The 23,297-nt window shown below is 40.1% G+C and carries 22 protein-coding genes; 16 read left to right on the forward strand and 6 right to left on the reverse strand.

All coding sequences use genetic code 11. From position 1 onward, the window contains the following. Window positions 1-110: 110 nt before the first annotated feature. From AC4HCY_RS07565 to AC4HCY_RS07575, 3 genes are read left to right on the forward strand one after another with little or no spacing between them, the layout of a single operon-like run. The gene (locus AC4HCY_RS07565) at window positions 111-2,447 is read left to right on the forward strand and encodes a xanthine dehydrogenase family protein molybdopterin-binding subunit (protein ID WP_491095754.1); all 2,337 of its coding nucleotides are present in this window, start codon (window positions 111-113) and stop codon (window positions 2,445-2,447) included. Next, window positions 2,444-3,286, forward strand: a complete 843-nt coding sequence (locus AC4HCY_RS07570) for an FAD binding domain-containing protein (RefSeq protein WP_491095755.1) — start codon at window positions 2,444-2,446, stop codon at window positions 3,284-3,286. Before AC4HCY_RS07565 ends, AC4HCY_RS07570 begins: the two co-directional genes overlap by 4 nt. Continuing rightward, window positions 3,279-3,752: a (2Fe-2S)-binding protein gene (locus AC4HCY_RS07575; protein ID WP_491095756.1), complete on the forward strand. Its 474-nt coding sequence runs from the start codon at window positions 3,279-3,281 to the stop codon at window positions 3,750-3,752. The genes AC4HCY_RS07570 and AC4HCY_RS07575 overlap by 8 nt, the downstream gene beginning before the upstream one ends. A gap of 289 nt (window positions 3,753-4,041) precedes the next feature. Here the strand turns inward: AC4HCY_RS07575 and AC4HCY_RS07580 are convergent, their stop codons facing one another. Beyond that, window positions 4,042-4,398 (reverse strand): helix-turn-helix domain-containing protein, encoded by a 357-nt coding sequence (locus tag AC4HCY_RS07580; protein WP_255228249.1) that lies wholly within the window; start codon window positions 4,396-4,398, stop codon window positions 4,042-4,044. Window positions 4,399-4,713: 315 nt separating this feature from the next. Between AC4HCY_RS07580 and AC4HCY_RS07585 the strand changes: the two genes are divergently transcribed. From AC4HCY_RS07585 to AC4HCY_RS07610, 6 genes are all read left to right on the forward strand, one after another. Further along, window positions 4,714-6,576: an IS1634 family transposase gene (locus AC4HCY_RS07585; protein WP_491095757.1), complete on the forward strand. Its 1,863-nt coding sequence runs from the start codon at window positions 4,714-4,716 to the stop codon at window positions 6,574-6,576. Window positions 6,577-6,762: 186 nt separating this feature from the next. Beyond that, a complete protein-coding gene (locus AC4HCY_RS07590) occupies window positions 6,763-6,939 on the forward strand; it encodes a helix-turn-helix domain-containing protein (protein ID WP_255228301.1) in 177 nt (58 codons plus the stop codon). Window positions 6,940-7,048: 109 nt separating this feature from the next. Beyond that, entirely contained in the window at window positions 7,049-7,378 is a 330-nt protein-coding gene (locus AC4HCY_RS07595) for a YhdT family protein (RefSeq protein WP_491095758.1), read from the forward strand. Window positions 7,379-7,394: 16 nt separating this feature from the next. Continuing rightward, entirely contained in the window at window positions 7,395-8,897 is a 1,503-nt protein-coding gene (panF, locus tag AC4HCY_RS07600) for a sodium/pantothenate symporter (RefSeq protein WP_491095759.1), read from the forward strand. Between the two features lie 84 nt (window positions 8,898-8,981). Further along, window positions 8,982-10,580: an N-acyl-D-amino-acid deacylase family protein gene (locus AC4HCY_RS07605; protein ID WP_491095760.1), complete on the forward strand. Its 1,599-nt coding sequence runs from the start codon at window positions 8,982-8,984 to the stop codon at window positions 10,578-10,580. Window positions 10,581-10,876: 296 nt separating this feature from the next. Next, entirely contained in the window at window positions 10,877-11,839 is a 963-nt protein-coding gene (locus AC4HCY_RS07610) for an ornithine cyclodeaminase family protein (RefSeq protein WP_491095761.1), read from the forward strand. 56 nt (window positions 11,840-11,895) lie between these two features. Here AC4HCY_RS07610 and AC4HCY_RS07615 read toward each other — a convergent pair whose 3' ends face one another. Further along, window positions 11,896-12,228 (reverse strand): hypothetical protein, encoded by a 333-nt coding sequence (locus AC4HCY_RS07615; RefSeq protein ID WP_255228254.1) that lies wholly within the window; start codon window positions 12,226-12,228, stop codon window positions 11,896-11,898. A 265-nt stretch (window positions 12,229-12,493) separates the two neighbouring features. After that, complete coding sequence (locus AC4HCY_RS07620; protein ID WP_255228255.1) at window positions 12,494-12,892, reverse strand: carboxypeptidase regulatory-like domain-containing protein; 399 nt, start codon at window positions 12,890-12,892, stop codon at window positions 12,494-12,496. Between the two features lie 245 nt (window positions 12,893-13,137). On the opposite strand from AC4HCY_RS07620, the gene AC4HCY_RS07625 reads away from it, so the two are divergent. Then, window positions 13,138-13,620, forward strand: coding sequence for a DUF3794 domain-containing protein (locus AC4HCY_RS07625; RefSeq protein ID WP_491095762.1), 483 nt, complete (start codon window positions 13,138-13,140; stop codon window positions 13,618-13,620). A 161-nt stretch (window positions 13,621-13,781) separates the two neighbouring features. Here the strand turns inward: AC4HCY_RS07625 and AC4HCY_RS07630 are convergent, their stop codons facing one another. Both AC4HCY_RS07630 and AC4HCY_RS07635 read right to left on the reverse strand, forming a co-directional pair. Continuing rightward, window positions 13,782-14,219, reverse strand: coding sequence for a hypothetical protein (locus AC4HCY_RS07630; protein WP_255228257.1), 438 nt, complete (start codon window positions 14,217-14,219; stop codon window positions 13,782-13,784). 62 nt (window positions 14,220-14,281) lie between these two features. Continuing rightward, entirely contained in the window at window positions 14,282-14,752 is a 471-nt protein-coding gene (locus tag AC4HCY_RS07635; RefSeq protein WP_491095763.1) for a hypothetical protein, read from the reverse strand. Between the two features lie 283 nt (window positions 14,753-15,035). On the opposite strand from AC4HCY_RS07635, the gene AC4HCY_RS07640 reads away from it, so the two are divergent. The 4 genes from AC4HCY_RS07640 to AC4HCY_RS07655 all read left to right on the forward strand — a co-directional run bounded on the left by AC4HCY_RS07640 (window position 15,036) and on the right by AC4HCY_RS07655 (window position 19,492). Next, the gene (locus AC4HCY_RS07640) at window positions 15,036-17,009 is read left to right on the forward strand and encodes an SPOCS domain-containing protein (RefSeq protein ID WP_323431587.1); all 1,974 of its coding nucleotides are present in this window, start codon (window positions 15,036-15,038) and stop codon (window positions 17,007-17,009) included. An 11-nt stretch (window positions 17,010-17,020) separates the two neighbouring features. After that, window positions 17,021-17,683: a hypothetical protein gene (locus AC4HCY_RS07645; protein WP_491095764.1), complete on the forward strand. Its 663-nt coding sequence runs from the start codon at window positions 17,021-17,023 to the stop codon at window positions 17,681-17,683. A 13-nt stretch (window positions 17,684-17,696) separates the two neighbouring features. Continuing rightward, entirely contained in the window at window positions 17,697-18,836 is a 1,140-nt protein-coding gene (locus tag AC4HCY_RS07650) for a glycosyltransferase family 4 protein (RefSeq protein WP_491095765.1), read from the forward strand. Window positions 18,837-18,940: 104 nt separating this feature from the next. Further along, window positions 18,941-19,492, forward strand: a complete 552-nt coding sequence (locus AC4HCY_RS07655; RefSeq protein WP_323431584.1) for a phosphatase PAP2 family protein — start codon at window positions 18,941-18,943, stop codon at window positions 19,490-19,492. A 256-nt stretch (window positions 19,493-19,748) separates the two neighbouring features. Here AC4HCY_RS07655 and AC4HCY_RS07660 read toward each other — a convergent pair whose 3' ends face one another. After that, window positions 19,749-21,074, reverse strand: coding sequence for a transposase (locus AC4HCY_RS07660; protein WP_491094266.1), 1,326 nt, complete (start codon window positions 21,072-21,074; stop codon window positions 19,749-19,751). Window positions 21,075-21,224: 150 nt separating this feature from the next. On the opposite strand from AC4HCY_RS07660, the gene AC4HCY_RS07665 reads away from it, so the two are divergent. Both AC4HCY_RS07665 and AC4HCY_RS07670 read left to right on the forward strand, forming a co-directional pair. Continuing rightward, complete coding sequence (locus AC4HCY_RS07665; protein WP_491095766.1) at window positions 21,225-21,803, forward strand: 5' nucleotidase, NT5C type; 579 nt, start codon at window positions 21,225-21,227, stop codon at window positions 21,801-21,803. Window positions 21,804-21,912: 109 nt separating this feature from the next. Continuing rightward, the gene (locus AC4HCY_RS07670; RefSeq protein WP_323431583.1) at window positions 21,913-23,277 is read left to right on the forward strand and encodes a PhoH family protein; all 1,365 of its coding nucleotides are present in this window, start codon (window positions 21,913-21,915) and stop codon (window positions 23,275-23,277) included. The last annotated feature ends 20 nt before the right edge of the window (window positions 23,278-23,297 follow it).

Genomic DNA, 23,297 nt, shown 5'->3' on the forward strand with positions numbered 1-23,297 from the left:
TAGGATAGCCATATCGGAAATGGTAAGCATAAGTTTGCATATTAGCGGAAAATATATTAAGAGATTATATATTTAGCTAATAATCCCTTTACATAAAGGAGGATGACGCTTTGCATACTACTGCAGCCGTCGGTAAGAGCATACAGCGGAAGGAAGCATGGGATAAGGTGACGGGAATTGCCAAATACACAGATGATTGCATTGTGCCGGGTATTTTATATGCTAAATTAGTCACAAGTCCTTTTGCCCATGCCCAAATTAAATCAATTGATATTTCTGAAGCTGTAAAAGCTTCTGGAGTCCAAGCTGTAATTACAGGCAGCAGCTTTCCTATCCTTTGCGGAGTAGAGCTTGAAGATCGCCCCCCTCTTGCAACAGAAAAGATACGGTATTTCGGTGAGCCCGTTGCTCTAATAGTAGCCAACAGTGAGCGCGAAGCAATGCATGCAGTCAAGCTTGTAAAAGTGGAATACGAACCATTACAGGTGGTAAATTCTCCTAGAGATGCAATAAAAGCTGGTGCACCCATTATTCATGAAAACTTATATCAGTATAAGCGTGTGGCTATTGAGGCTTCTCCAGAACCAAATACAAACATTGCGCAACGTATAAAAATAAGAAAAGGCGATATGGCAAAAGGGTGGGCTGAAAGTGAAGTCATTATTGAGGCCGGTTATACTCTTCCAAAGTCAGACCATATAGCTATGGAAACCAGGAATGCCCGGGCAGAAATACATGCCGACGGTCAGGTTGTGATCAGTTCTTCAACTCAAGCCCCTTATTCCGTAAAGAAAATGATAAGCAAATATTTCGGAATAGAAGAAGGAAAAGTTACTGTAAAAACACCTCTTGTGGGCGGGGGGTTTGGAGGGAAAGCTCCTGTACAGCTTGAGATGCTTGCTTATATGGCTTCAAAATCCGTTGACGGCAGAATTGTTAAAGTAGCTAATACAAGGGAGGAAGATATCGTCACCTCTCCCTGCCGTTTAGGTCTAGAAGCAAAGATAAAGCTGGGTGCATCAAAGAATGGGCTGCTAAAGGCTGCTGAAATGATATATATTGTCGATACCGGTGCTTATACCGATATAGGACCTCGTTTAGCAAAAGCTATCGCTGTTGACTGTACAGGTCCTTATAATATTGAAAACGTATGGTGCGACTCACTTTGTGTATATACCAACCACCCTTACTCAACCTCTTTTAGGGGCTTCGGGCATGCCGCCTATACATTTTGTATAGAAAGGTCATTAGAAAAGCTGGCACATAAACTTGCAATGGATCCGCTGGAATTGAGAATCAAAAATGCTATTGCTCCGCAAATGACAACTCCAACTCAGGTTAAAACAACCTTAAGCAATATCGGGAACCTTACAGCATGCCTTCAAAAGTTAAAGGAATCAATAAATTGGAATGAAGGAGCAAGGATCGACTTAGGAAACAATAAAATTAGGGCAAAAGGTATCAGCTGCTTCTGGAAGACATCCGATTCTCCGACTGATGCCGTATCAGGGGTGTTTCTGACATTCAACACCGACGGCAGTATTAACATAAACAGCGGTGTAGTTGAATGCGGACCTGGGATGAAAACCACTTTAGCCCAGATACTTGCTGAAAAAATGAAAATGGATATAAGCAGGATCCATGTGAAACTGGAAGTAGATACACAGATCAGCCCTGAGCATTGGAAGACGGTTGCCAGTATGACAACATTTATGGCTGGAAGGGCAACGTTAAGGGCTGCAGAGGATCTGATCAGGCAGCTTAAAGGCTTAGCTGCCGTAGCCATGAGGTGTCCTCCGGAAGATTTGGCTGTCGCAGAGGAAAAAGTGTTTCTCAAACAAGACCCCGGCATATATATAGCATTTAAGGATTTAATTCACGGATATAAATATCCGAATGGCAATGCTATAGAAGGGCAGACTCTGGGCCGCGGCAGCTTTATTATGAGCCACATAACTCAGCTCGATAAGGAAACCGGCAGGGGGAAACCCGGACCGGCTTGGGCTGTAGGAGCTCAAGCCGTAGAAGTGGAGTTTGATACAAAGGAGTTTACATATAGACTGCTGAAAGCAGCAACAGTAATCGATGCAGGAAGAGTTCTGAATCCCAAAACTGCCCGCGGCCTTGTTACCGGCGGAATGTGCATGGGCCTCGGCCTTGGGAGCCGTGAAAGTTTTTCCTATGATGCGCAAGGGAAAGTACTAACTACCAGCCTGCGTACTTATAAAGTGATGCACATAGGTGAAGAACCTAAATATATAATTGATTTTATTGAAACTCCTCAAATAGATTCTCCCTATGGTGCAAGAGGAATAGCTGAACACGGAATTATCGGAATTCCAGCCGCTTTGGCAAATGCATTATCTTTAGCGGCACAGGTTGATCTGGAACAATTACCTCTCACACCGGAATATATCTGGAAGACAAAGACTGGAGGCATAGTATGATCCCATATAATTTTGATTACTACAGACCGGATACAATAGATGAAGCCGTTCAAATCTTTAAGCAGCTGGATCGTGAAAACAAAAACCCTCTTTACTATGGAGGCGGCTCAGAAATCATAAGTATGGCGAGAGTGCATAATATCCATACCAGAGCCGTTATTGACCTGAAAGCGATTCCGGAGAATAATGTTCTTGAATTCCAGGGTGACAAATTAGTGATTGGCTCTTCCGTTACACTTTCCAGAATATCGGAATCAAAGCTATATCCATTGCTGGGAAAGTCAAGCGGGAGAATAGCTGACCATACTATGCAGTGCAAGATAACTCTCGGGGGCAATATTGGCGGGACAATCATATATAGGGAGTCTGTATTGCCTTTGCTATTATCCGACAGTGATGTTGTTATAGCCGGAGGAAATAAGATAAAGCAAGTTTCTATTCACGAAGTTTTCAATGAACGTCTCCTGCTCTCGAGAGGTGAATTTATAGTCCAATTTATAATAGGAAAAGAGTATGCAACATTACCTTTTGTTCATGTAAAAAAGACAAAAAACGAGAAAATCGATTATCCGTTAATATCTATTGCAGCAATAAAGAAAGATAATAGCATCAGATTTGCATCAAGCGGCGTCTGCCCTTTCCCATTCAGATCCTCTCAGGTGGAAGAATGCCTTAATGCAAAAGATGACCCGCTGGAAGTAAGAGCAGCTAATGCAATAAAGTGTCTTCCTTCACCTATCTTGAATGATCTGTCGGGCACAAGCAGCTACAGGAAATTCGTGCTCATGAATACATTGATCAGTACATTGGAAACATTGGAGGGATGCCGCAATGCTTAAAATAGAAGGCAAGAGCATCATTGAACTTGATATAAACGGACAAAAAAAGGATGTTGCAGTTTTACCATCGGATATCCTTTTGTATGTTATCAGAGAACATTTTGGGTTAACCGGAGCAAAGCCAAGCTGTGAAAACGGTGACTGTGGTGCATGTACAGTGTTGGTTGACGGCTGGCCCGTCAAGTCGTGCCTTATGCTGGCTGTTGAAGCTATCGGCCATAAAATAACAACAGTTGAAGGGCTTAACAATGAGCCTATTCAGAAAGCCTTCATTGAAAATTGGGGATTTCAGTGCGGTTATTGTACATCCGGCTTTTTAATGGTTTGCCATTCCCTCGCAAAACTACACCCGGATGCGGATGAATATGTAATCGAAGAATGGTTACAGTCGAATATCTGCAGATGTACTGGTTATGAAGAAATTCGAAATGCAATAAAGTCTGTTTTATCATCAATGTCAAAATAATCAGCCAAAGCTTCCAAATTTACCCGGTTCAGACTGCTTAATATTTTTCTTTATGCGTAACGTTCTGATGTGTTCACTGAGAATCTCTTTTAAAGACATAACAAAAACTCCTTGGCTTTATGCAAAATGAATAATCTATTTTTAAAAGATGCCGCTTAGATAAACGTTCATTTGCAAAGTTGATTACTAACATAGCTGTTTTAAAGCATTTGAAACAGCTTAAAAAATTTAGATAAGAAATCGTGTCATATTGGGTTAAAAATAAAAGCCTTCTAAATGACTTTGTTTGTTATCTGCTATGATTTTTTATCATTTCCTCCATCCTGCCAATGATGATGCCTTTTTCCAAATCTGATAATTGGTTAAATAAGCAAAGAAGATTACGTTCTTCTACGGAAAGTTTTATATTACTATCAAAGAAATCACTTTTACTTTCATTAAGGCTTTCACCTAGCAACAACCAGTCTGTAGAAACGTTAAAATGTTTCGCTAATTCAATAATAATGTTTAAGCTTGGTTTGCGTTCGTCATTTTCATATCTGCTGAGGTTATCAAAATTAAGAAGTTCCATCAAATCTTTTTGAGTCAAGTTATTCTTTGTTCTCAAATAAGTGATTCTTTTTCCAAGAGAATCAAGCTGTACCACTGCTATACCCCCATAATACAAATTATATGTCAATTTGACAAAATGACCTTGACAATATGTCAATATGACATTAGAATATTAATATAACCACTTTTTATAATTTTATCATATATTTGATTTTGTGTACCACTGTTATACTCTCGTTTTTATTTCAGATTTAGAGGAGGGAAGACTAATGGGAATACGGGTTTTCGACAGTTGCCAACTCAATAAATACCTTATACACCGCTTAATAGCGGCTTTTTTTATGTCAAATAATGAAAAAAGCTTGTTGTATGTGTTGTATTTCGTTGTATGAAATGGTATAATAATTATATGAAGTTATATTATGATAAACGAGCAAAAGACCCTATCTACTATGCCCAGCAAGGATTTAGAAATGGTAAAAAAACTACAACTAAAAATGTGGAAAGGATTGGGAAACATTCAGAACTTCTTAAAATTACTGATGATCCACTATCTTATGCTAGGGAGCGAATTGCAAAGTTAAACGATGAAATGAAGAAAAATAACAAGGTCACAATGGAGGTGACAATTGATTTTAATGAGAAAATAAAATCAAGTGATGACCTAGTATCTTCAAGCAATGGGCCTAACATCGGATATTTTATTTTGCAAAAAATTTATCATGATATTGGTATAGGTTCATTTTTTAAAAAGGTGACCGATAATTCTAAAATAACTTATGATCCAAATATGATAAATCGCTTTTTGACATATGCGAGAATTCTTGAGCCTGACTCTAAACTTGGAACCTATGATCATCTACATAAATATTATGAGCTTCCTGAGTTTAATTATGTTCACATACTGCGTACCATGGATATTCTTGAAGAAAACTATGATGAATACATAAGCCATCTATTTAATTACAGTAACCGCATCGTACCTAGGGATACATCCGTATGTTACTTTGACTGTACCAATTACTATTTTGAGATTGAAAACGATGACGAGGACTATATAGATGAAGTTACCGGTGAGGTAATAAAAGGCCTCAGAAAATATGGGCCATCGAAAGATTATAAACCTAATCCATTGGTTGAAATGGGGTTATTCATGGATGCACATGGAATCCCAATTTCTATGTGTATAAATTCCGGTTCAGATAATGAGCAGACCTGTGCAATACCTCTTGAACAAAAAATGATACAGATGTTGGATGGTAAAAAATTTATCTATTGTGCTGACGCGGGACTTGGTTCTTTAAACATCCGAAAGTTTAATTCTATGGGAGGAAGATCATTTATCGTGACTCAATCTATTAAGAAGCTTTCAAATACGCTTAAAGAAGCTGTATTTAATGATTACGATTATCGTCTTCTATCTACAGATGCACCTGTTACAATCGAGAAGTTAAAGTCTTTTGATAAAAAAGATAAAGTGAATCTGCCGCTATATACGGATAAAGCTTACAAAATTATTGAAGCGAGCAAAGCCATTGATCTTGGGCTTTATGAAGAGCAGGTATTGAAGAACGGCAAAACAAAAAAAGTGAAATCAAAGGCTCTTATCACGCAAAAAATTATTATTACCTTTTCAAGAAAAGTGATGGAATACCAACGATATATTAGAAACAGGCAGATTGAGAGAGCCAAGAATCTGCTGAAAAACATAGATCCAGATTCCTATAGAAAAGGCCCCCATGATGTAACTCGTTTTATTAAAAGGGTATCGTCTTCAAAATCAGGTGGTAAAGTAACGGATTCATATATCCTTGATCAAAGTGTAATTGATGATGAAGAAAAATATGATGGCTATTATGCCGTAGCTACAAATTTAGAGGATGATGCTAAGTCAATTATTGAAATCAGTTTAAATAGATACAAGATTGAAGATTGCTTCAGGGTATTGAAAACAAATTTTTCAGCCCGTCCAGTCTATCATCAAAACAAGGAACGCATAATAGCACATTTTATGATATGTTACACGGCTCTTTTAATATATCGTCTTCTTGAGGCAAAGCTGGATGCTTATGGCACGCACTTTACAGCAGAGAATATAATTGAAACATTAAAAAATATGGAAGTGGCAAATGTACATGACATGTACTATCTTTCCACATACAATGGTTCGCAGGTATTAACTGCACTTAATGCAGTATTTGATTTAGGTTTAGATAAAAAATATTACCAGCCTAAGGAACTGAATAAAAAAATTAGAAAAATTTTAAATTAACAATTACATACAACATTTTTTTAATCTATTAAGAGGTGGAAACCTAGCATTTATGCGGCTTACCACCTCTTAGTTTCTTTTGAACTGTCGAAAAGCGGATTTTGTGTACCACTGTTATACTCTCGTTTTTATTTCAGATTTAGAGGAGGGAAGACTAATGGGAATACATGTAATAAAAAATTTGGAATAGAGGTAAAGAAAAAGCTTGTGGAATTGCAATTAACACAAAGAAGATTAGCTAAAAAAGTAGGTGTTAATGAGAATTATTTGACAGATATTTTAAACGGAAGGAGGTCAGGCAAGAAATATAAGAGCAAAATATTGCAAGCATTGGATATCATGAATCAAAGCAAATCAACATAAAATTTTTCACTTCAATACAACTGAATTATCTGAGGGCATATCACTGCATGGCATGAGACATTTTGTTTACTACCTTTTTAATCTGTATATTTGAAAGGGGGTTTTGTCAATGAAAAAGGAAGAATATTATGATACCAATTATGATTTTAAGGAAATTGAGATGGATGAGCGCTTTATTATTTGTGAAAAGGAAATGAAGCTGGTTTTTATTATTCAAATTTTATTCACAGTTTTATCAGTTGCGGCTGCATACCTGTTAGGCAGAGGAAATCCTGAGGATTATACATATATCATGGGCCTGCCCGCATGGTGGTTTGCTGTCATATCAATAAGCCTGATTTTCTTAGGGATAGTAATTTATATTACTAAGTTCATACTTGTTGATATGGACTTAGGAGATGAAGGAACAATAGAAGAAAAGGTAAAAACTAAAATTTAGAAATGGAGTGAATATAGTGGCAGTTGAAATCAGTTCAAGTGCTCGTATGTTTATAATCATCACTTTTATAATTTATTCCATGGTCTTGATTGGCATGGGTTTATATTCTAAGCGGTCAATGGATAAGACATCCCTCGACAAATATGTTGACGAGTTCTATACCGGAGGACGCGGCATGGGTGCATTGGTTGTTGCATTGATGGTTGCAGCGTCTTTATGCAGTGCGGGCACATTTCTTGGGGGCCCCGGGCTTGCGTATAGTGTCGGTTTGACATGGGTAATGGCTGGATTTTCTCAAAACTTTATGAATTTCACTGTTTTGGGGGAGATCGGCAAGAAAGTTGGAATAGTTTCGCGCAGAATAAATGCTCAATCATATCTTGACTTATTTTCTTCCCGTTATAACGGCAACAAGTTTATTGCTCTCTTTGGAGTTTTAGCGATCATACTTTTCTTAGGAAGTTATGTGGTTGCCCAATTTATAGGGGGAGCAAGATTGTTTGAATCTATGACAGGGCTGCCTTATATAGTCGGATTGATTCTATTTGCGGTAGTTGTGCTTATAACTGCAGCATTAGGCGGCGTAAAAGGTGTGGCAATTGCCATAGCATTTCAAGGGATAGTAATGACAGTAGCAGTTGTTACATTATTTATAGCAACTTTAGTGCATTTAGGCCCGTTGGAAATAGTTTATGAGAGATTGATCAATATTGACCCGAAGCTGGTAACTCCATGGAATTGGAGCCCTGCATATCAGTTTTCCTTATGGATTGTTTACGGACTTGTATATATCGGCCTTCCTCACGGAGCAATGGGAGCTTTAACCTATAAAGACACAAAAGCAATGCATAAGGCAATTATTATCGGAGTTTTTTTCGTTACATTATGGACCTTAATGTTAATTTGGACAGGCAGTTTAGGCCGCAGTATATTTACAGATATACCGGTTGCAGATCAAATAATTCCGAGTATTGCTATGACTGTTTTGCCTCCATGGCTGGCAGGGTTAACTCTGGCGGGTGTTGCCGGGGCTATCCAGTCGACAGTGGGCTCTATGGTTATAGTAATAAGTTCAACATTTATTAGAAATGCTTATCAAGCATTCATCAATCCAAAAGCAGATAATAAAAAATTAAAGAAGGTAACTGTTTTTGCTACAGTATTAATCTGCGTCGGTATATTTCTGGCAGCCATTAAACCGCCGGCCGCTTTGCAGTACTTTATAACATTTGCAATAGGAGGTCTTGGCTCATCATTTTTCTGGCCGTTATTGCTGGGTGTTTATTGGAGAAGGACAAATGAGTATGGTGCAGCGGCAGGGATGGCCGGAGGGATGATAACCTACATTCTTGGTGCCAGCAATATCCTGCCGATAACTATGGGCATGAATGCCATTTTTATGGCTTTAATAGTATCGGGTATTTTAACAGTTGTTATAAGCTTGATGACGCGTAAACCGCCTAAAGGAGTGGTCATGATTTGGTTTGGCAAAGCATATCCAAAGAGCATTGCCGATTAATTCATATTGGATTATGGATTTTATCAAATGCTGGTGTGTATATAACATACCGGCATTTGATAAAAATGATTGAGGAGTGATTTTGTGCTATATTTTGATTTGCTCGTAATGAATGGAAAGATTGTGGATGGAACCGGGAATCCGTGGTTTCGGGGAGATATAGGGATAAAGGACGGCAAAATTTCCTTTGTAGGGAAGCTGTCAGGAGAATATATTGCCGATGATACTATAGACGCAAAGGGGCAGGTCATCTCTCCCGGGTTTATTGACTGCCATACCCATTCTGATTTTGTACTTTTACGTGATCCGGAGATGTCAACTAAGTTAAAACAGGGAGTAACAACACAGATGATCGGCCCCTGCGGAATAAGTGCAGCACCAATAAGCAGTGATAAGGCTGCCTTGTTGGATAAGTATACAGGCTTTGCCAAGGCAGGTGTGGAGCCCAAGTATAACTGGGAGTCCTTGGGCGAATTTTTAGATGTGATCGATAGGTTGCCGCTTGGAACAAATATCGGGGCATATGTTGGTCATGGTACTGTCAAGATCAATGTAATGGGTTTTGATTCAAGAAAGCCCACCGGAGCAGAGCTCAAGGAGATGAGAAATCAGGTAAAACAGGCCATGATAGATGGCGCATTTGGGCTGACCACCGGGCTTATTTATCCTCCCGGATTGTATTCAGAACCCGAAGAGATTGAGGAGATTGCTAAAGCTTTAAAGGAATTTAACGGTGTTTACCTTTCTCATATGCGCAACGAGTCAAACAATCTGTTAAAATCTGTTCAGGAGACTATCAATGTAGGAGAAAATGCCGGCATTGCTGTTCAGGTGCACCATCATAAAGCCATGGGCATAAAGAACTGGGGCATTGTAAAAGATTCTGTAAAATTAATCGAAGAGGCTAGGCAGAGAGGAGTCGATGTTACCATTGACCAATATCCTTATACTGCATCCAGCACCACATTGAGAGCATGTCTTCCCATATGGGTGCATGAAGGCGGAATAGAGAAGATTATAGAAAGGCTTCAAGAACCATCTATAAGGACACGAATAATTGAAGAAATCAATACGGGCGATGACTGGGAAAATTTCTACCAGCATAGCAACGGAGCGGGAGGAGTGCTAATTTCATATACACCGGAGACCCCCGAATATGAAGGGAAAACGCTTCTGGAAGTCAGCAGGATGATGCATAAGGAGCCTCTGGATGTGCTTTGTGATATTATTGTTGCTAATAAAGGTTCGGATACTGCTTGCTATTATATGATATGTGAGGACGATATCAAGCATATAATGAAGAGTCCATTTACGATGATAGCTTCCGATTCTATTCCGGCAGCTCCCGGGGCGAAGTGTCATCCGCGCACTAATGGGACTTTCCCAAGGGTCCTTGGTAAGTATGTAAGAGAAGAAAAAACTTTGTCTTTAGAGGAAGCTGTAAATAAGATGACTTGCTTCCCCGCAGCCAGATTCAATATTTATAATAAGGGTATTATAAAAGTTGGTATGGATGCTGACATTGTTGTTTTTGATCCGGATACAGTAATTGATGGTGCACATTATGAAGATCCATTCAAAGATCCCGTTGGAATTGACTATGTTATCGTAAACGGCAAGATAGCCATAAACGACGGAGTTTATAGCGGCAATGCAGCAGGCAGAGTAATAAGGAGAGTATAAAAAGATACCGATAAGGCGGGGCAAGGGGGACAGGCAGTCCTTTTTGTCCCGCTTTTATATTATCTGTTTTGCCGTTTTGAGACAGGATAATTGAAAAATATGACATTTTAAGATGAATTTGTACAAGCTTTGGAGAATATAAGAGAAATACTCAAATGTATTTTTTTACTGATAAGCCAGCCGGATCATGGATGACGGCGGCTTCTTCAGCCAAAGGGTGCTGCGGCGGAGAGCAAAGCGTAAGATGCTTTATTTTCCGCCTGAAGCCATAAATCTATAAGGAAAGGAGGGATAATGTGATTTACCTAAACAAAGAAGATATCCTAAAGAGCCTTGCATCATATGCAGAGATAATGAAAGCTGTAGAGGATGCCTACAAAGCCTATGAAATCGGGAACTATAAAATGCCTTCCAGACTTCGTGAGGATATGGGGCAGAATGCGCTGCTGCTCATGCCCTGCATCAATGCCAAAGGCCTCGGTACAAAGGTCCTCACCGTATTTCCGGATAATAGAGCAGCGGACAAGCCTGCCATAGACGGGGTCATGATATTGAATGATATGGCAACGGGAGAGCCCATAGCCATCATGGACGCAAAAGCTTTGACAGCTTTGCGCACAGGTGCGGTGGGAGGAGTTGCCGTCAAATACCTTGCAAATGGCAAAACGAACACAGTAGGGATCATTGGAGCAGGCACCCAGGGCTTTTATCAGGCTGTTTTTGCCTGCAGCGCAAGGAAGGTAAAAGCCTTGCGCATATACGACAGTAGGGCAGAGATCCTGGATAGTTTTATAGAAAGAATTAGGACAGAGATACCTTATGCTGTGGACATAAAAGCCTGCGGAAGTGCAGAGGAGCTCTTGGCGGATTCTGAGACAGTCATCACTGCCACTAACTCCTGCAGGCCTGTAATCCCCGATGATGAAGAGATGCTGAAAGGAAAATGCTTTATAGGCATAGGGTCCTTCAAACCGAGTATGAGAGAATATCCGGAAAGCCTTTTTAGAATCTGCCGGCATGTATATATAGACACATACCATGCCTTGCATGAGTCCGGAGACCTGATCACGCCCATCAATGAAGGATGGATCAAAAAAGACAGGATATCTCATTTCGGAGAGCTGATAAATGCAAAGCAGGGCAAAAACATGGATACGGTATTGTTCAAAGCAGTGGGCATGGCCTTGTTTGACCTCTTTGCAGCCCAGAGGATATTTGAAGCTGCGAAAGAGAAAGGGATAGGGCAGAAAATCAAATAAATACCAGGCAGATATGGAGCAGGGCTATCAGCCCTGCTTCCTTGGCAATGCAAGAACTAAAGTTCCTCTAGAGGGGCGACCGGTTCATCAAGAACACGATGCTCAGGCTCGTAATAGAATACCTTGACAACATAGTCAACCTTTGACTCAACACCGAATAAAAATTGACCGCATTCATCGGTAAAGGTAAATGTAACAGGGATAAGCTCAAGGGGATTATTGGGTTTTTTGATAAACAGCTTGACCAGAGCACCCTTTACCGGAGTGTCATTCGGGAATTTTACAACACCATGGATAGCGGCCCTTTTTTCAGGCTCCAGAGTAATGCAGATGTCTTTTTCTTCGTTTCCAGTCAATTTAAAATTATATTCTTCCAGTTTCCAGCCCACAATTTCACCACCCTTCTTATGTATCGAAGGATAAAGCTACAACTGGCGGACTCTTAATACTTAAATATTTTTATAAAAGGTGAAAGAAAGGGCAGCTCTATATTGCGGGTTCCTTTAAATAATCTTTTTAAAATAATCACTCCTTGCTGCTGTTGTAAATAGGAAATTTACAAATGGGCCTACAATATAATATGAAATTAGAAAGTGTATGTGATTAAATTCTTAAACAAAAGGAGTGCATAAAGGCTTAGAGTTTTGAGGCATATCATGATTCCACTGCTTCAAAAAAATTATCCTTTGGAACAGCTTCAGGGTGGTTGTCATAATGTTCATCCTGATAGGCAGAGGGTTTTATTATAACAGGTACGATTTTGACATTGTCGTACCATACCTTGATGAGATATCTTTTATGGGGTATCAGGGAACCAAAAATAAATTGGCCGCATTCATCGGAAAATGTATATATTAATGGCTTTAGTGAGCATGGATTGCAGGGATCTGAGATTTCAAACAGCATGACAACTGCATCCTTTACCGGCTTGTCATCACAATCCTTTACAATACCGTGAACTACGCTTCTCGGCTCGCGTTGAAGCTTAGCGGTGAGTTCGAGCTGTTCATTTTCTCCGGGGCATATTTGATACTTAGAAATACGATAACCCATGATTAACCTCCTAATAAATTCTATTGCTCATAAATGATATAGGAAAGCCCGCTCATCTTTTATGATTTATAATCAAAGTCAAAACATATACAAGGCTTCATATCAGATGCGGCATCAATATAAAATATTCTTGGGGCAGATAATATATCACCATAAATATAAATAAATTGATATAAATAACAGGTAAAAATTATTGCTTATAAGCATATTGTTTATAGATAATAAAACATGGGGGGCAGTCCTATATGGTGAATCATGTTAATGATCTTATTGAATATGCCGGAATAGCAGATGTATTTCCGCATCACCCGACAGCCTTTAAACAGTTCAGTGTTCAGGAGACCGTGTGCCTTCCGATAGCCAAACCAAATATCGAGCAGATCATAAAGGTCATGGCAGAGCTTGCAATTACAAGTACAAGGGTAATCAGGACTCCTGGTGCTGCAGAGAACCCGGCAGTATCGCTGGAGGGCCAAAGATTAACAGGCTGGAAGCTGATCGTTGAGGGAGAGGTAAGGCAAAAGATAGAATATGTTGCAGATGAGCCGTCCCATCCTGTTTATGCTGCACATTTTAATATGCCTTTTTGCACCTTTATTGTTTTAGGGGGGGATTATGCGGCGGGAAGCCCTCTGATTGTGACAGGGTATATTGAGGACATATTTGCCAAGCAGATAAATAAGAGATGCATCTTCAAGAATATAACGATCCTTGTCACAGCGGAATAAAAAGGGGCTGCTGCTTTTACATCATACGACTTGAATCACTTAGCTATTCGGTATACTCCTGAAAATTGGATAAGGTTTCTTGATTCAATTTTATCCTGAATAGCCGAGATGGAACCTTACCCAATTTCCTTGGAGCCTTTTTTCCTATAAGGTTATTATTATCAAGGATTGCATAAGTCGCTATTTTCCTCGATAGTTCTTTCGTTTCCACTGCCGGCTTTGCTTGCGATCACTATAAGCCTGGTGTTTTCGTTATCCGGACTAAGCTCAAACTCATAAACGCCAAAGCGATCAGTTGTGGTGTGCGCAACTCTGATATACTCGATGCTGCCGTCCTGAGGAACAGGTTTTAGAAGATTTACAAGGGCGTTCTCTACAGCGTGGCCGTAACAATCCTTTACCTGCCCCCAAAGCTTTATGGGGTTTTCCCAATTATCTTTATTTGCTTCCAGTCCTGCTGCATTTTCGTTTAATCTTCTCCTGCGCATTTTTTTACGTCTGCGTTTTCTGACATTCAATTTTTTGAGTGAATTCAGACTTTCAGAGGTATTCAGTGATATGCCGATATATTGGATAAGGTCCTTTACAAGATTGGGCATACACTCCTCCTCCATAAACAAAATTACATTGAAGGGCATTGGGACAATTTAGAGAACAAAGATTAGCAGCCGCACGGTTCCTCCGGTTTTTCTTGACGATCGGCGCATGGATTGCATTTGCCGCCGCCTGTATAAATGACTCTTTCATTGCCTTTGGCGGCTTTGCTTACAATCACTCTGAATTTGTTGTTGTTTTCATCCGGACAGATATTAAACTGGTAGAAACCAAGGCAATCTGTCGTTGTGTGTGCAACTCCAACGTATTCAATCTTTCCGTATTTCCAAATGGGCTTTAAAAGCTTTACAAGTGCATCTTTGACAGGCTTTCCCTCACAGTCCTTTATTTGCCCCCATAATCTTATGCATCTTTCCCTGTCGACGACGATATCGGCTCTTACCTCACAATCATTGGGTCTGAGCTCGACATCGATAGCATTTCCCTTGACATTCTCACATGGTTCTTTCTGGCAATCCTGAACGGAATCATAATCAGGATCTTTCCGGGATTCATGAGTGTAAACAGTAGTTGACATAAAGTCCACCTTTCTTTAATAAAATTTAATAGGTTGTATAATTGTCCCTTTGCATTACTAATATATATAAAAGCTAAAAATGTGTTACTGAAATTGGGACATATTATAAAAATCATGAAATTGCTTCACATCCCAAGTGATGTGGAGCATCATGTAAAAGAGAATGCATAAATTATTGGCAATATAAAGCTTGAATGTGAATATATGGACGAGAATAAATCATATAATCTTAGTAGTCAAATAGGTTGTTTGAGTATTAGCAGTTGTTATAGGAGGGCACGCCGTGAAAAATCTTCTTGATGATTTGATTGAAATCATTGGAATAGATGACGTTATTCCCGAGCAGTCCGGAAGCTTTAAGCAGCTTCAAATCCAAGAAACCTTCAGCATTCCGGAGAACAAGCCGGAGGCGGAGCATATACTTAGCATAAGGGTAAATGCGGAGATAACCGGAACACAGATCATAGAGACCCCCATAGCCCAGTCCAATGAGGGGCAGGTACTCTTAGGGAAGAAAATAATTGTGCAGGGAAAGCTTATCCAAAAAATTGAATATGCAGCTGATGTGGAAGGCCAGCCTGTACATACGGCAGAGTTTGAAAAGCTTTTTTCGGATTATATCGTTTTGGATGATGATATAGATTGCAGCAGCCCTGTGATCGTCACTCCCTATATCGAAGACATATATGTAAAGCTCATCAGCAAAAGGAAAGTATTTAAAAATATTGTGCTTCTCATAAATGCAGCTTCATCTGCATTCAATTTGGGGTCGGGTAAACCGGATGAAAAGAGAAAGAAAAGCTTGGCGAACCGATATGAAATATCGAAGTACTATAAATGCAATGTAAAAGAGGAAAGGTGTTTCACCCAATTTGTTTTAAAGGAGAAAATAGAAATACCCAGGCCGAAACCCGATATTGAACAGATAGTCACTACGATCATTGACCCCGAGATCCTTTCGATGAAAGTGATCAATACGATAAAGGGCAGATCCCGGGAGGGGCAGAATCTTTCGGGAAAGAAGATAATTGTTGAATTGAAGATAAAGCAGAAGATACTGTATGCAGCAGACTTGATATGCCGGTCCATCCACGGAGTTGAGAAGGAACATTATCAAAGCGTTTATGTTGTGGTGCCGGAGCGGATCGAAGGGACGGATATCGAAGCTTTGCTCAGGAATAAACTCCTTCAGCCCAAGATAACCGTTGAAGATGTCTTTGCCAGGAAGGTGGATGAGCGCAAAATATTCAAGAGCATAGTGCTGTTCCTTGAGTTTGTATATATCCCAAGCTATGAGATCTGCTACTCATATCAACATAGCTCCTCTGGGAGCAACTTGTTTGTTGCCTATGAAAACGGCCGGCATGCTCATCAAATAACCTATGACGACGATCATAAGAATATAAAGCCGAAATGGTCGCCCTCAGGCCAGGAAATAGCCTGCCTGTCGGATTGCTTGGGAAAATTCATGCTATGCCTTATAGACCCCGAGACCTCATCAAAAAGAGTGTTCACCCAGGCCGGAATTTTTGAAGCAATAAGCAGTTATTGCTGGTCGCCTGACGGAGGGAGGATCATATTCTCAGCCGTTAAGGGCATCAGCAAGGAAATATATTCAATGGACGTCAGAGGCTCAGAATATGAGCAGATCACCTGGGGAAACGGACTGATAAAAAGCTTTAGACCCGAATGCTCGCCTGACGGGAAGAGAATGGCTTATATCAGATCGACAAGCAATATATTAAATATTTGGATTTCGGATGCAAAGGGTCTTGACAGCAGTCAGATAACGGCCTGCGGCTATATTAAGGACTTTGATTGGATGGATGATGATAAGCTCGTTTTCATATCGGGTAAGGGGAATAAGCAGGATGAAGCGTCTGTGATAGATATAAACAGCTTGGAGGCTGAAAGGATTTTTACAGGCTTGGATATATTCGCTAAAAAGCTTATCAGGATTTCTCCGGATAATCAATATGCAGCTCTTATCGGAGCGAAGAGCAATAAAAATGACGTCGATGATGTTTACTTGTACGAATTTAAGAACAAATGTGCAATCAATATTACAAAGAACTTCTGCACAACCAAAATCAGTGACCTGGCCTGGGGAATAGATTCAAATAAAATATATTATGTTTCGGATGAATTGGGGTATTGCAACATTTATTCGATATCATTAAGGGACTTTTGCAAGAAACAGCTGACCAATACCACCGCAGCAGATATTCAAATAAGCTACAGGCCGAGGATAAGGTGAGGGATTGTCTTATGGGGATAGTTAGAAATTTTATTGATATCATCGGAATAACACCCGAGAGTGAGCTGCCCGGTGTGAATCGCGGGGAGATAATAGAGTATTCGGATCATGAAACCATTTTTATACCTGAACAAAGGATAAAAATAGAATCCATATATCAGATAATGATAGATTTGGAATTGAAATCAGAAAGATTGATCAATGCCCCTCAGGGTAAAATATATGTTCTTGACGGGGTAAAGAAATTGAAGATAATTTATACCGATAAGGATGGGGAAGGTAAAGCCAAAATATTGAACCTGGAAAGGCCCTTCAATACATTTATGGATTTGCCGCAAGGCGCATGGATCGAGAATATAAAGCTTTTTATAGCCGATGCTTATTTTCAATTGCTGGATGAAAGAAATATATATAGCTATTGCCTTTATATGATCGATGCTCGATATAATGATGGCGGAAGAGGGAAAAAGGGTGCCTGCATAAGAAGCTTTTCTAAGGATGTTCCTAAAGATTCTGAGTTTTTCGAGTTCGAAATAAAAGGTGACGGAATCGATAAGGGAGATTATAAATACAGCATCGCTGATGAGGTATCCCTGGCAAAGGAATACGGCAAAAATACAAAGGCTGATATGATCACCGGCTGCGATATGAGCTTAGACTCTGAGTTTCTATGAAAGGGATGAGGGGATGAGAATATGCATTGACGGCATCGGCGTAACGAAATTGCATGGAACAGGCTTATACACCTATACATGTGAGCTGCTCCAAAATCTGTTTGAAATGTATCCTCAGCCGAGCTATGATCTGATATGGGACGAGTCTTCCCATATAGACGGATGGGAAAACACCGGGGAAATAAATTTCTTTAATCTAAGCAAGAGAGATGAGTTAAATGGTTTAAAAGCCATCAAGGATCATATCACAGGCAATAAAATAAATTTGTTTCACTCCCCAAACAATGGCTTGAGCATTCCGCCGGATGGAAAGGGAAAGAGTGCGTGCAAATATGTTATAACAGCCCATGATCTGATCGCATTTACTATTCCCGAAATGGTCGATGAGAAATATTTAAACAGGTTTTTGCAGACTTTCCCAAAGGCTGCAGAAGAAGCGGACAGAATAATTGCCGTTTCAGATTCCATAAAGAAACAGCTTGCCAATGTCCTGGCTCTGCCCAATGACAGGATAGATGTCATATATCCCGGCTGTTCAAGCCAGTTCAGCCTTATGAACAAAGAGCATTGCATGAAGTTTTTAAAGGATAATTATCATATTCAAGGTGACATAATATTATTTGCGGGCAGCGTACATATTAGAAAAAATCTTGAAACCTTGCTCAGGGTATTCAGAGAAATAAAAATGAGCTTTAAAGGTTTAAAGCTCGTGCTTGCCGGCAAAGTTGACGGCAAGAGGCAGGAATATTATCTGGAATTAAAGGGCCTGGCAAAGGACCTTGGGATAGAAAATGAGCTGATTTTTACGGGAACTGTAGAATATAAACACATGCCGTATTTTTATAATGCATCAAAATGCGTTGTGAACCTTTCAGACTATGAAGGATTCCCGATGACTGCAATCGAAGCCATAAGCTGCGGAGTGCCGGCCATATGCAGCAATACGGCATCCTTTATTGAGACGGTGGGCGATAAGGCTTTGCTGGTGAATGCAAAGCAGGAAAAAGAGGTTAAGTACGCGATTTTGGAAGCTTTGAACAGCGGTGACGATTCAGAAACTTTAATAAATAAGAGCAATAGGGTTAAAAAGGAATTCAATTGGAACAGAGCGATAAAGGATCATATCAGATTATATGAATCGCTGCTTTCTTAACTCCGGTGACAGGCATAAAGTTTTACATCATGTTAATACATATTTAACATGAGCATGATATCCTAAAATTAGCATGAAGGCGGAGATAGGAAAGAGGTGAGACTATGGGCAAAGCATTTCGTTATATCCAGAGAGGGGATATAGCTGTATTTTATATGATCAATGATAGAGCAAAATGCAGGGCTTTGGATCTGATAATGCCTGCTGTCACGCATCTGGGCGGTGCTGTGGTCAGCATAGGTCTTGCGGCAGCGGCGCTGATGCTTGGCAGGACCGGAGAATTGAATTATGGATGGAATTACGGGTGGAATATAAGCATATCGCTCGCATTTAGCCATCTGCTGATCCATTGCATCAAAAAGATTGTCAACAGGCCCCGGCCAAATATTTCTCTATCCAAGGTCAATACATTTGATATTTCATTATACGACTATTCTTTTCCATCCGGACATACCACTGCTGCTTTTTCCATTGCGGCATCCATTTCGCTCATTTTTCCCCAGCTTGGGATATATCCCTTTGTACTGGCCGGATTGGTAGGAATGTCAAGGATATACTTGGGGGTTCATTACCCTACTGATGTTTTGATAGGAGCGCTGATCGGAACAGCCTCCGCATTTTACACCAATTATTTCCTGCCTATTATCTACCTGTAATACGCAATAATTTAAATAATTTTAATACGGATTTAATATGCTCTTAACCTTATGCAGTTATGCTTAAAGTAGGTGTTCAGTAAAGTGAAATAAATTGGTTGCGGACACCAAAAAGTAACAGTAATTAACAGTAAAGCAATAACAAAAGGACTGATCATTGAAAATTAAAAAAGGTGCAGTTGATAGGAAGAGTTTACCATTGTAAAATGGCAGAGCTTAGCTAAACATAGGAGTAAAGGATTAAATTTCCTATGGATTAAGCGGCATTTTTCTGGTAATCTATACTCTCAAGGACTTCAGCTATGGCTTTTGCATGTTGGGTCATGCATACCAAGGCAGTCCTCACGAAGAAGTTTTTTGTACCCCGGAATAATGGGGACTTTAATCCGTTATTGAGGACCGTATCGCCGATCACAGATTCGATGCGTGCTCTTCTTGAGTATAGGTCTTTCCAGAGTTGCGAGCCTCTAGGGACTTGTGTAAACCAGCGGATGTCATCTTCAATGTGAGTATAGACTGTCTTGCCATAGTTGGAATCACAACAAGGTTTATCACACTTAAGCTTCTTAGCTAATTTCTTTGATGCTTTCAAAGGGCATCGCCACTTGTATCTACGCTTCTTTCTATCAATTCCCCAGTAATAGTAAACATGACCGGCAGAACAAACAGGTAACCCGTATTTATTCTCTTGTGTAGGAGTTTGCGAGTTTCTTGGGTTGATCGCGATAATCGGCTTACCACCCAGCAAAGAGATCCACCAGTAAATGTAGTATGCATCATAGCCTGAATCCAGGATGACATGGTTAAAATCCACTTTCATATCGTGATAAAGGTACATTAAAAGATGTGAAGCTACTTTGGAATCATGGACATCGGCTCCTGCAACAAAAAAAGTAAGCGGTAAACATTTGGATTGATTATCAACTATAGGGGTTGCTGCAAAATGTAGTCCATAGCCTATTAAATATCGGTCAAGGTTATGGTCATATCCTTTGGTGGCTTCTGGGTCTTTACACATAGAACATTTAAAAGGCTTAATGCTATTGCTGGAGCACCTACAGTACTTTTCCGGAACATACTTCTGCTTACAGAAAGTCTTGACCTTGCAACCATCAAAAATCACTTTATCATGGGGATCAATAATACCAAGCGCAATGGATTTATTGACGAATACAAGTTCAAATATCTTCTTAAGCAACGTACCCTGAGTCATGATATCATTTATGTCAAAATCCTCTCCAAACAGGTTAGACATAAACCAAGAGAAATAGGCTTTTGAGGGCGTTTTCTCAGGGGTAAATCCGGATAGGTAAGCATACCGGGGTGTATCTTTTAGTTCTTTGACCCATTTGTTAATGGATGTAAAACCTGCAAGATACATCACTAATAGTGACCTTAAAGCATCTTGAGGAAGATAATTTGCGATACGTCCCCATGGATTGCTGGAGTAAAAACGTTTACAAAGGTCATAGACACAAGAAAGATCAATATGTGAAAGAATTTTTGCAATACTATCAGTTTGTTTAACGTTCTGATAGAGATTTAATCTATAAGCTAAATGGCTTTGATTTGGTGGTAACAAATGACCTCATCCCCCTTCCTAAACCCCTATTTTAGCAGGTTTGGAGCATGTGAGGTGAAGTTACTTGTTTCCAGTTACTATAAATCAAGTAAAATCAATGGGTTCAGCTTTGCTGAACACCGACATGCTTAAAAACAAGGAGGTGCTAAATTGAAGGACTTAAACATATGCATCGATATCGACGGCACAATAACTGAAGCATACTATTGGCTCGACATGTGCAATAGATATTTCGATAAAAACATCAGCGAAAAGGATGTGACCGAATACTATGTCCACAAAGTGCTGGGCGTTTCTAAAGAGGACTATGCTGAATTCTATGAAAGGTATAAGTTTAAGCTGCATTGGGAGCAAAAGATAAGACAGGATGCCAAATCATTCATCAAAAGGCTGAGCTTGCTCCATAATATTTACTTTGTCACAGCAAGGGATAAATGCCTTACTATGCTCACACACGAATATTTAAGAAAAAACGGGATTCCCTATGACGGTTTATTCGTTCTGGGCAGCCACTATAAAGTAGATACAGCAAGGGAGTTGGACTGCGACGTATTTGTTGAAGATAACTACGAAAATGCAATCCAATTATCTTCCTCAGGCTTCAAAGTCCTGCTGATAGATGCCAACTACAACAGGGGGCCTTTGAATGACAATACCACAAGGGTAAAAGAATGGAATGAGATTTATAGGATTATTGACGGGCTGTTATTACAAAGCGAAGCAATGTAATAACAGTTTGTTTTTAAAAAATATAGAAGCTTAACAAGAAAAAATCGTGCTTTACCAAAGCATAAGAAATATATTATGAATTTTCAGATCAGAAAGTGGAGGCTGTAGGATGTTAAAGAATTATGTGCTGGATACCAATGTACTCGTCCATGATCCGTTGAGTATATATAGTTTCTCGGATAACAATATAATCATTCCCCTATTGGTCATCGAAGAACTGGATAACCTGAAGAAGCGGGATGGAATATTAGGCTTCCATGCCAGGAACGCCGCAAGAGAAATCAACAAGCTGCGCCAGAGCGGAAACCTTCTGGAAGGAGTAAAGCTTCCCGGAGGCGGAACTCTCAGGATTGAGATGGATCATATGAATGCCGATTCAATGCCGGACGGCCTTGATCTTTCCAAAAATGACAACAAGCTGCTGACCATTACGTGGAACCTTCAGCAGAAGGATAAGGATATACCTACCATCATGGTCACGAAAGACGTATATATGTCCATCAAGGGCGACAGCCTGGGCATCAGGGTTGAAGATTATGAGAACGACAAGGTGACAGTTGATGAAATTTATAAGGGATATCTGGAGGTAAAGCTCTCCAGTTCAGATATAGAAAAGATTTATGGCAATGGCCTGAAGCCCCCGAGAAAAATCAAAGAACCCCTATATCCCAATCAATTTTTGCAGATCAAGAGCGTTGATAATACAAGCCATGAAGGCCTTGCAATTTTTGACGGCAAGAAGATCGTACCGCTGAAATATGCCAACAGCAGCGCATGGGGCCTTACTCCGCTGAATATGGAGCAGAAGATGGCTTTTGAGCTCCTCATGGACAATAACATCCATTTTGTATCCCTGGCGGGGGGTGCAGGCTCGGGCAAAACTATCCTTTCCACGGCAGTGGCTCTCCAGAAAGTTATAGAGGAAGGCGTTTTCAGAAAGATAATATTTGTCAAGCCTGTAGTAGCTGCAGGCAATGATATAGGCTTTCTGCCGGGCACCGAGCAGGAAAAGCTCAAGCCATGGATGGGCTCCTTCTATGACGCGGTAGACAATCTTTTCGGCACCAGGGCAAAGAAGAAAGAAAAATCATCAAAGGGAGATAACAGCGTTAAATCCGGTTTTTCTGTGGAAGGCTTTATAGACCAATACAGGGAGCAGGGCGTAATAGATATGAAAACCTTTAACTACATGAGAGGAAGGACCCTCTGCGATTCCCTTGTAATTGTGGATGAAGCTCAGGAGATCACACCCCACTTGGCAAAGCTGATGCTGACACGGGCGGGCTTCGGCTCCAAGTTCGTTTTTCTTGGTGATCCGACAGATAGCCAGATCGATAATGTATTGGTTGACGAGCGTTCAAACGGGCTGGTTTATACCATAGAAAAGATGAAGCAGTTTGAAATCAGCGGACATGTAACCTTGAGCAAGGTCGAAAGAAGCCCGTTGGCCAAGATTGCGGAAAGGTATATGTAAGAGTATATAAGGATTCAAAC

The sequence above is a fragment of the Lutispora sp. QWL-02 genome, assembly GCF_058315355.1.

Coding starts and splice junctions, on each gene's coding strand:
- AC4HCY_RS07655 (WP_323431584.1), top strand. CDS start 18,941: ATGGGCAAAGCATTTCGTTATATCCAGAGAGGGGATATAGCTGTATTT.
- AC4HCY_RS07670 (WP_323431583.1), top strand. CDS start 21,913: ATGTTAAAGAATTATGTGCTGGATACCAATGTACTCGTCCATGATCCG.
- AC4HCY_RS07570 (WP_491095755.1), top strand. CDS start 2,444: ATGATCCCATATAATTTTGATTACTACAGACCGGATACAATAGATGAA.
- AC4HCY_RS07585 (WP_491095757.1), top strand. CDS start 4,714: ATGAAGTTATATTATGATAAACGAGCAAAAGACCCTATCTACTATGCC.
- AC4HCY_RS07635 (WP_491095763.1), bottom strand. CDS start 14,752: ATGTCAACTACTGTTTACACTCATGAATCCCGGAAAGATCCTGATTAT.
- AC4HCY_RS07630 (WP_255228257.1), bottom strand. CDS start 14,219: ATGCCCAATCTTGTAAAGGACCTTATCCAATATATCGGCATATCACTG.
- AC4HCY_RS07625 (WP_491095762.1), top strand. CDS start 13,138: ATGGTGAATCATGTTAATGATCTTATTGAATATGCCGGAATAGCAGAT.
- AC4HCY_RS07620 (WP_255228255.1), bottom strand. CDS start 12,892: ATGGGTTATCGTATTTCTAAGTATCAAATATGCCCCGGAGAAAATGAA.
- AC4HCY_RS07650 (WP_491095765.1), top strand. CDS start 17,697: ATGAGAATATGCATTGACGGCATCGGCGTAACGAAATTGCATGGAACA.
- AC4HCY_RS07645 (WP_491095764.1), top strand. CDS start 17,021: ATGGGGATAGTTAGAAATTTTATTGATATCATCGGAATAACACCCGAG.
- AC4HCY_RS07595 (WP_491095758.1), top strand. CDS start 7,049: ATGAAAAAGGAAGAATATTATGATACCAATTATGATTTTAAGGAAATT.
- AC4HCY_RS07575 (WP_491095756.1), top strand. CDS start 3,279: ATGCTTAAAATAGAAGGCAAGAGCATCATTGAACTTGATATAAACGGA.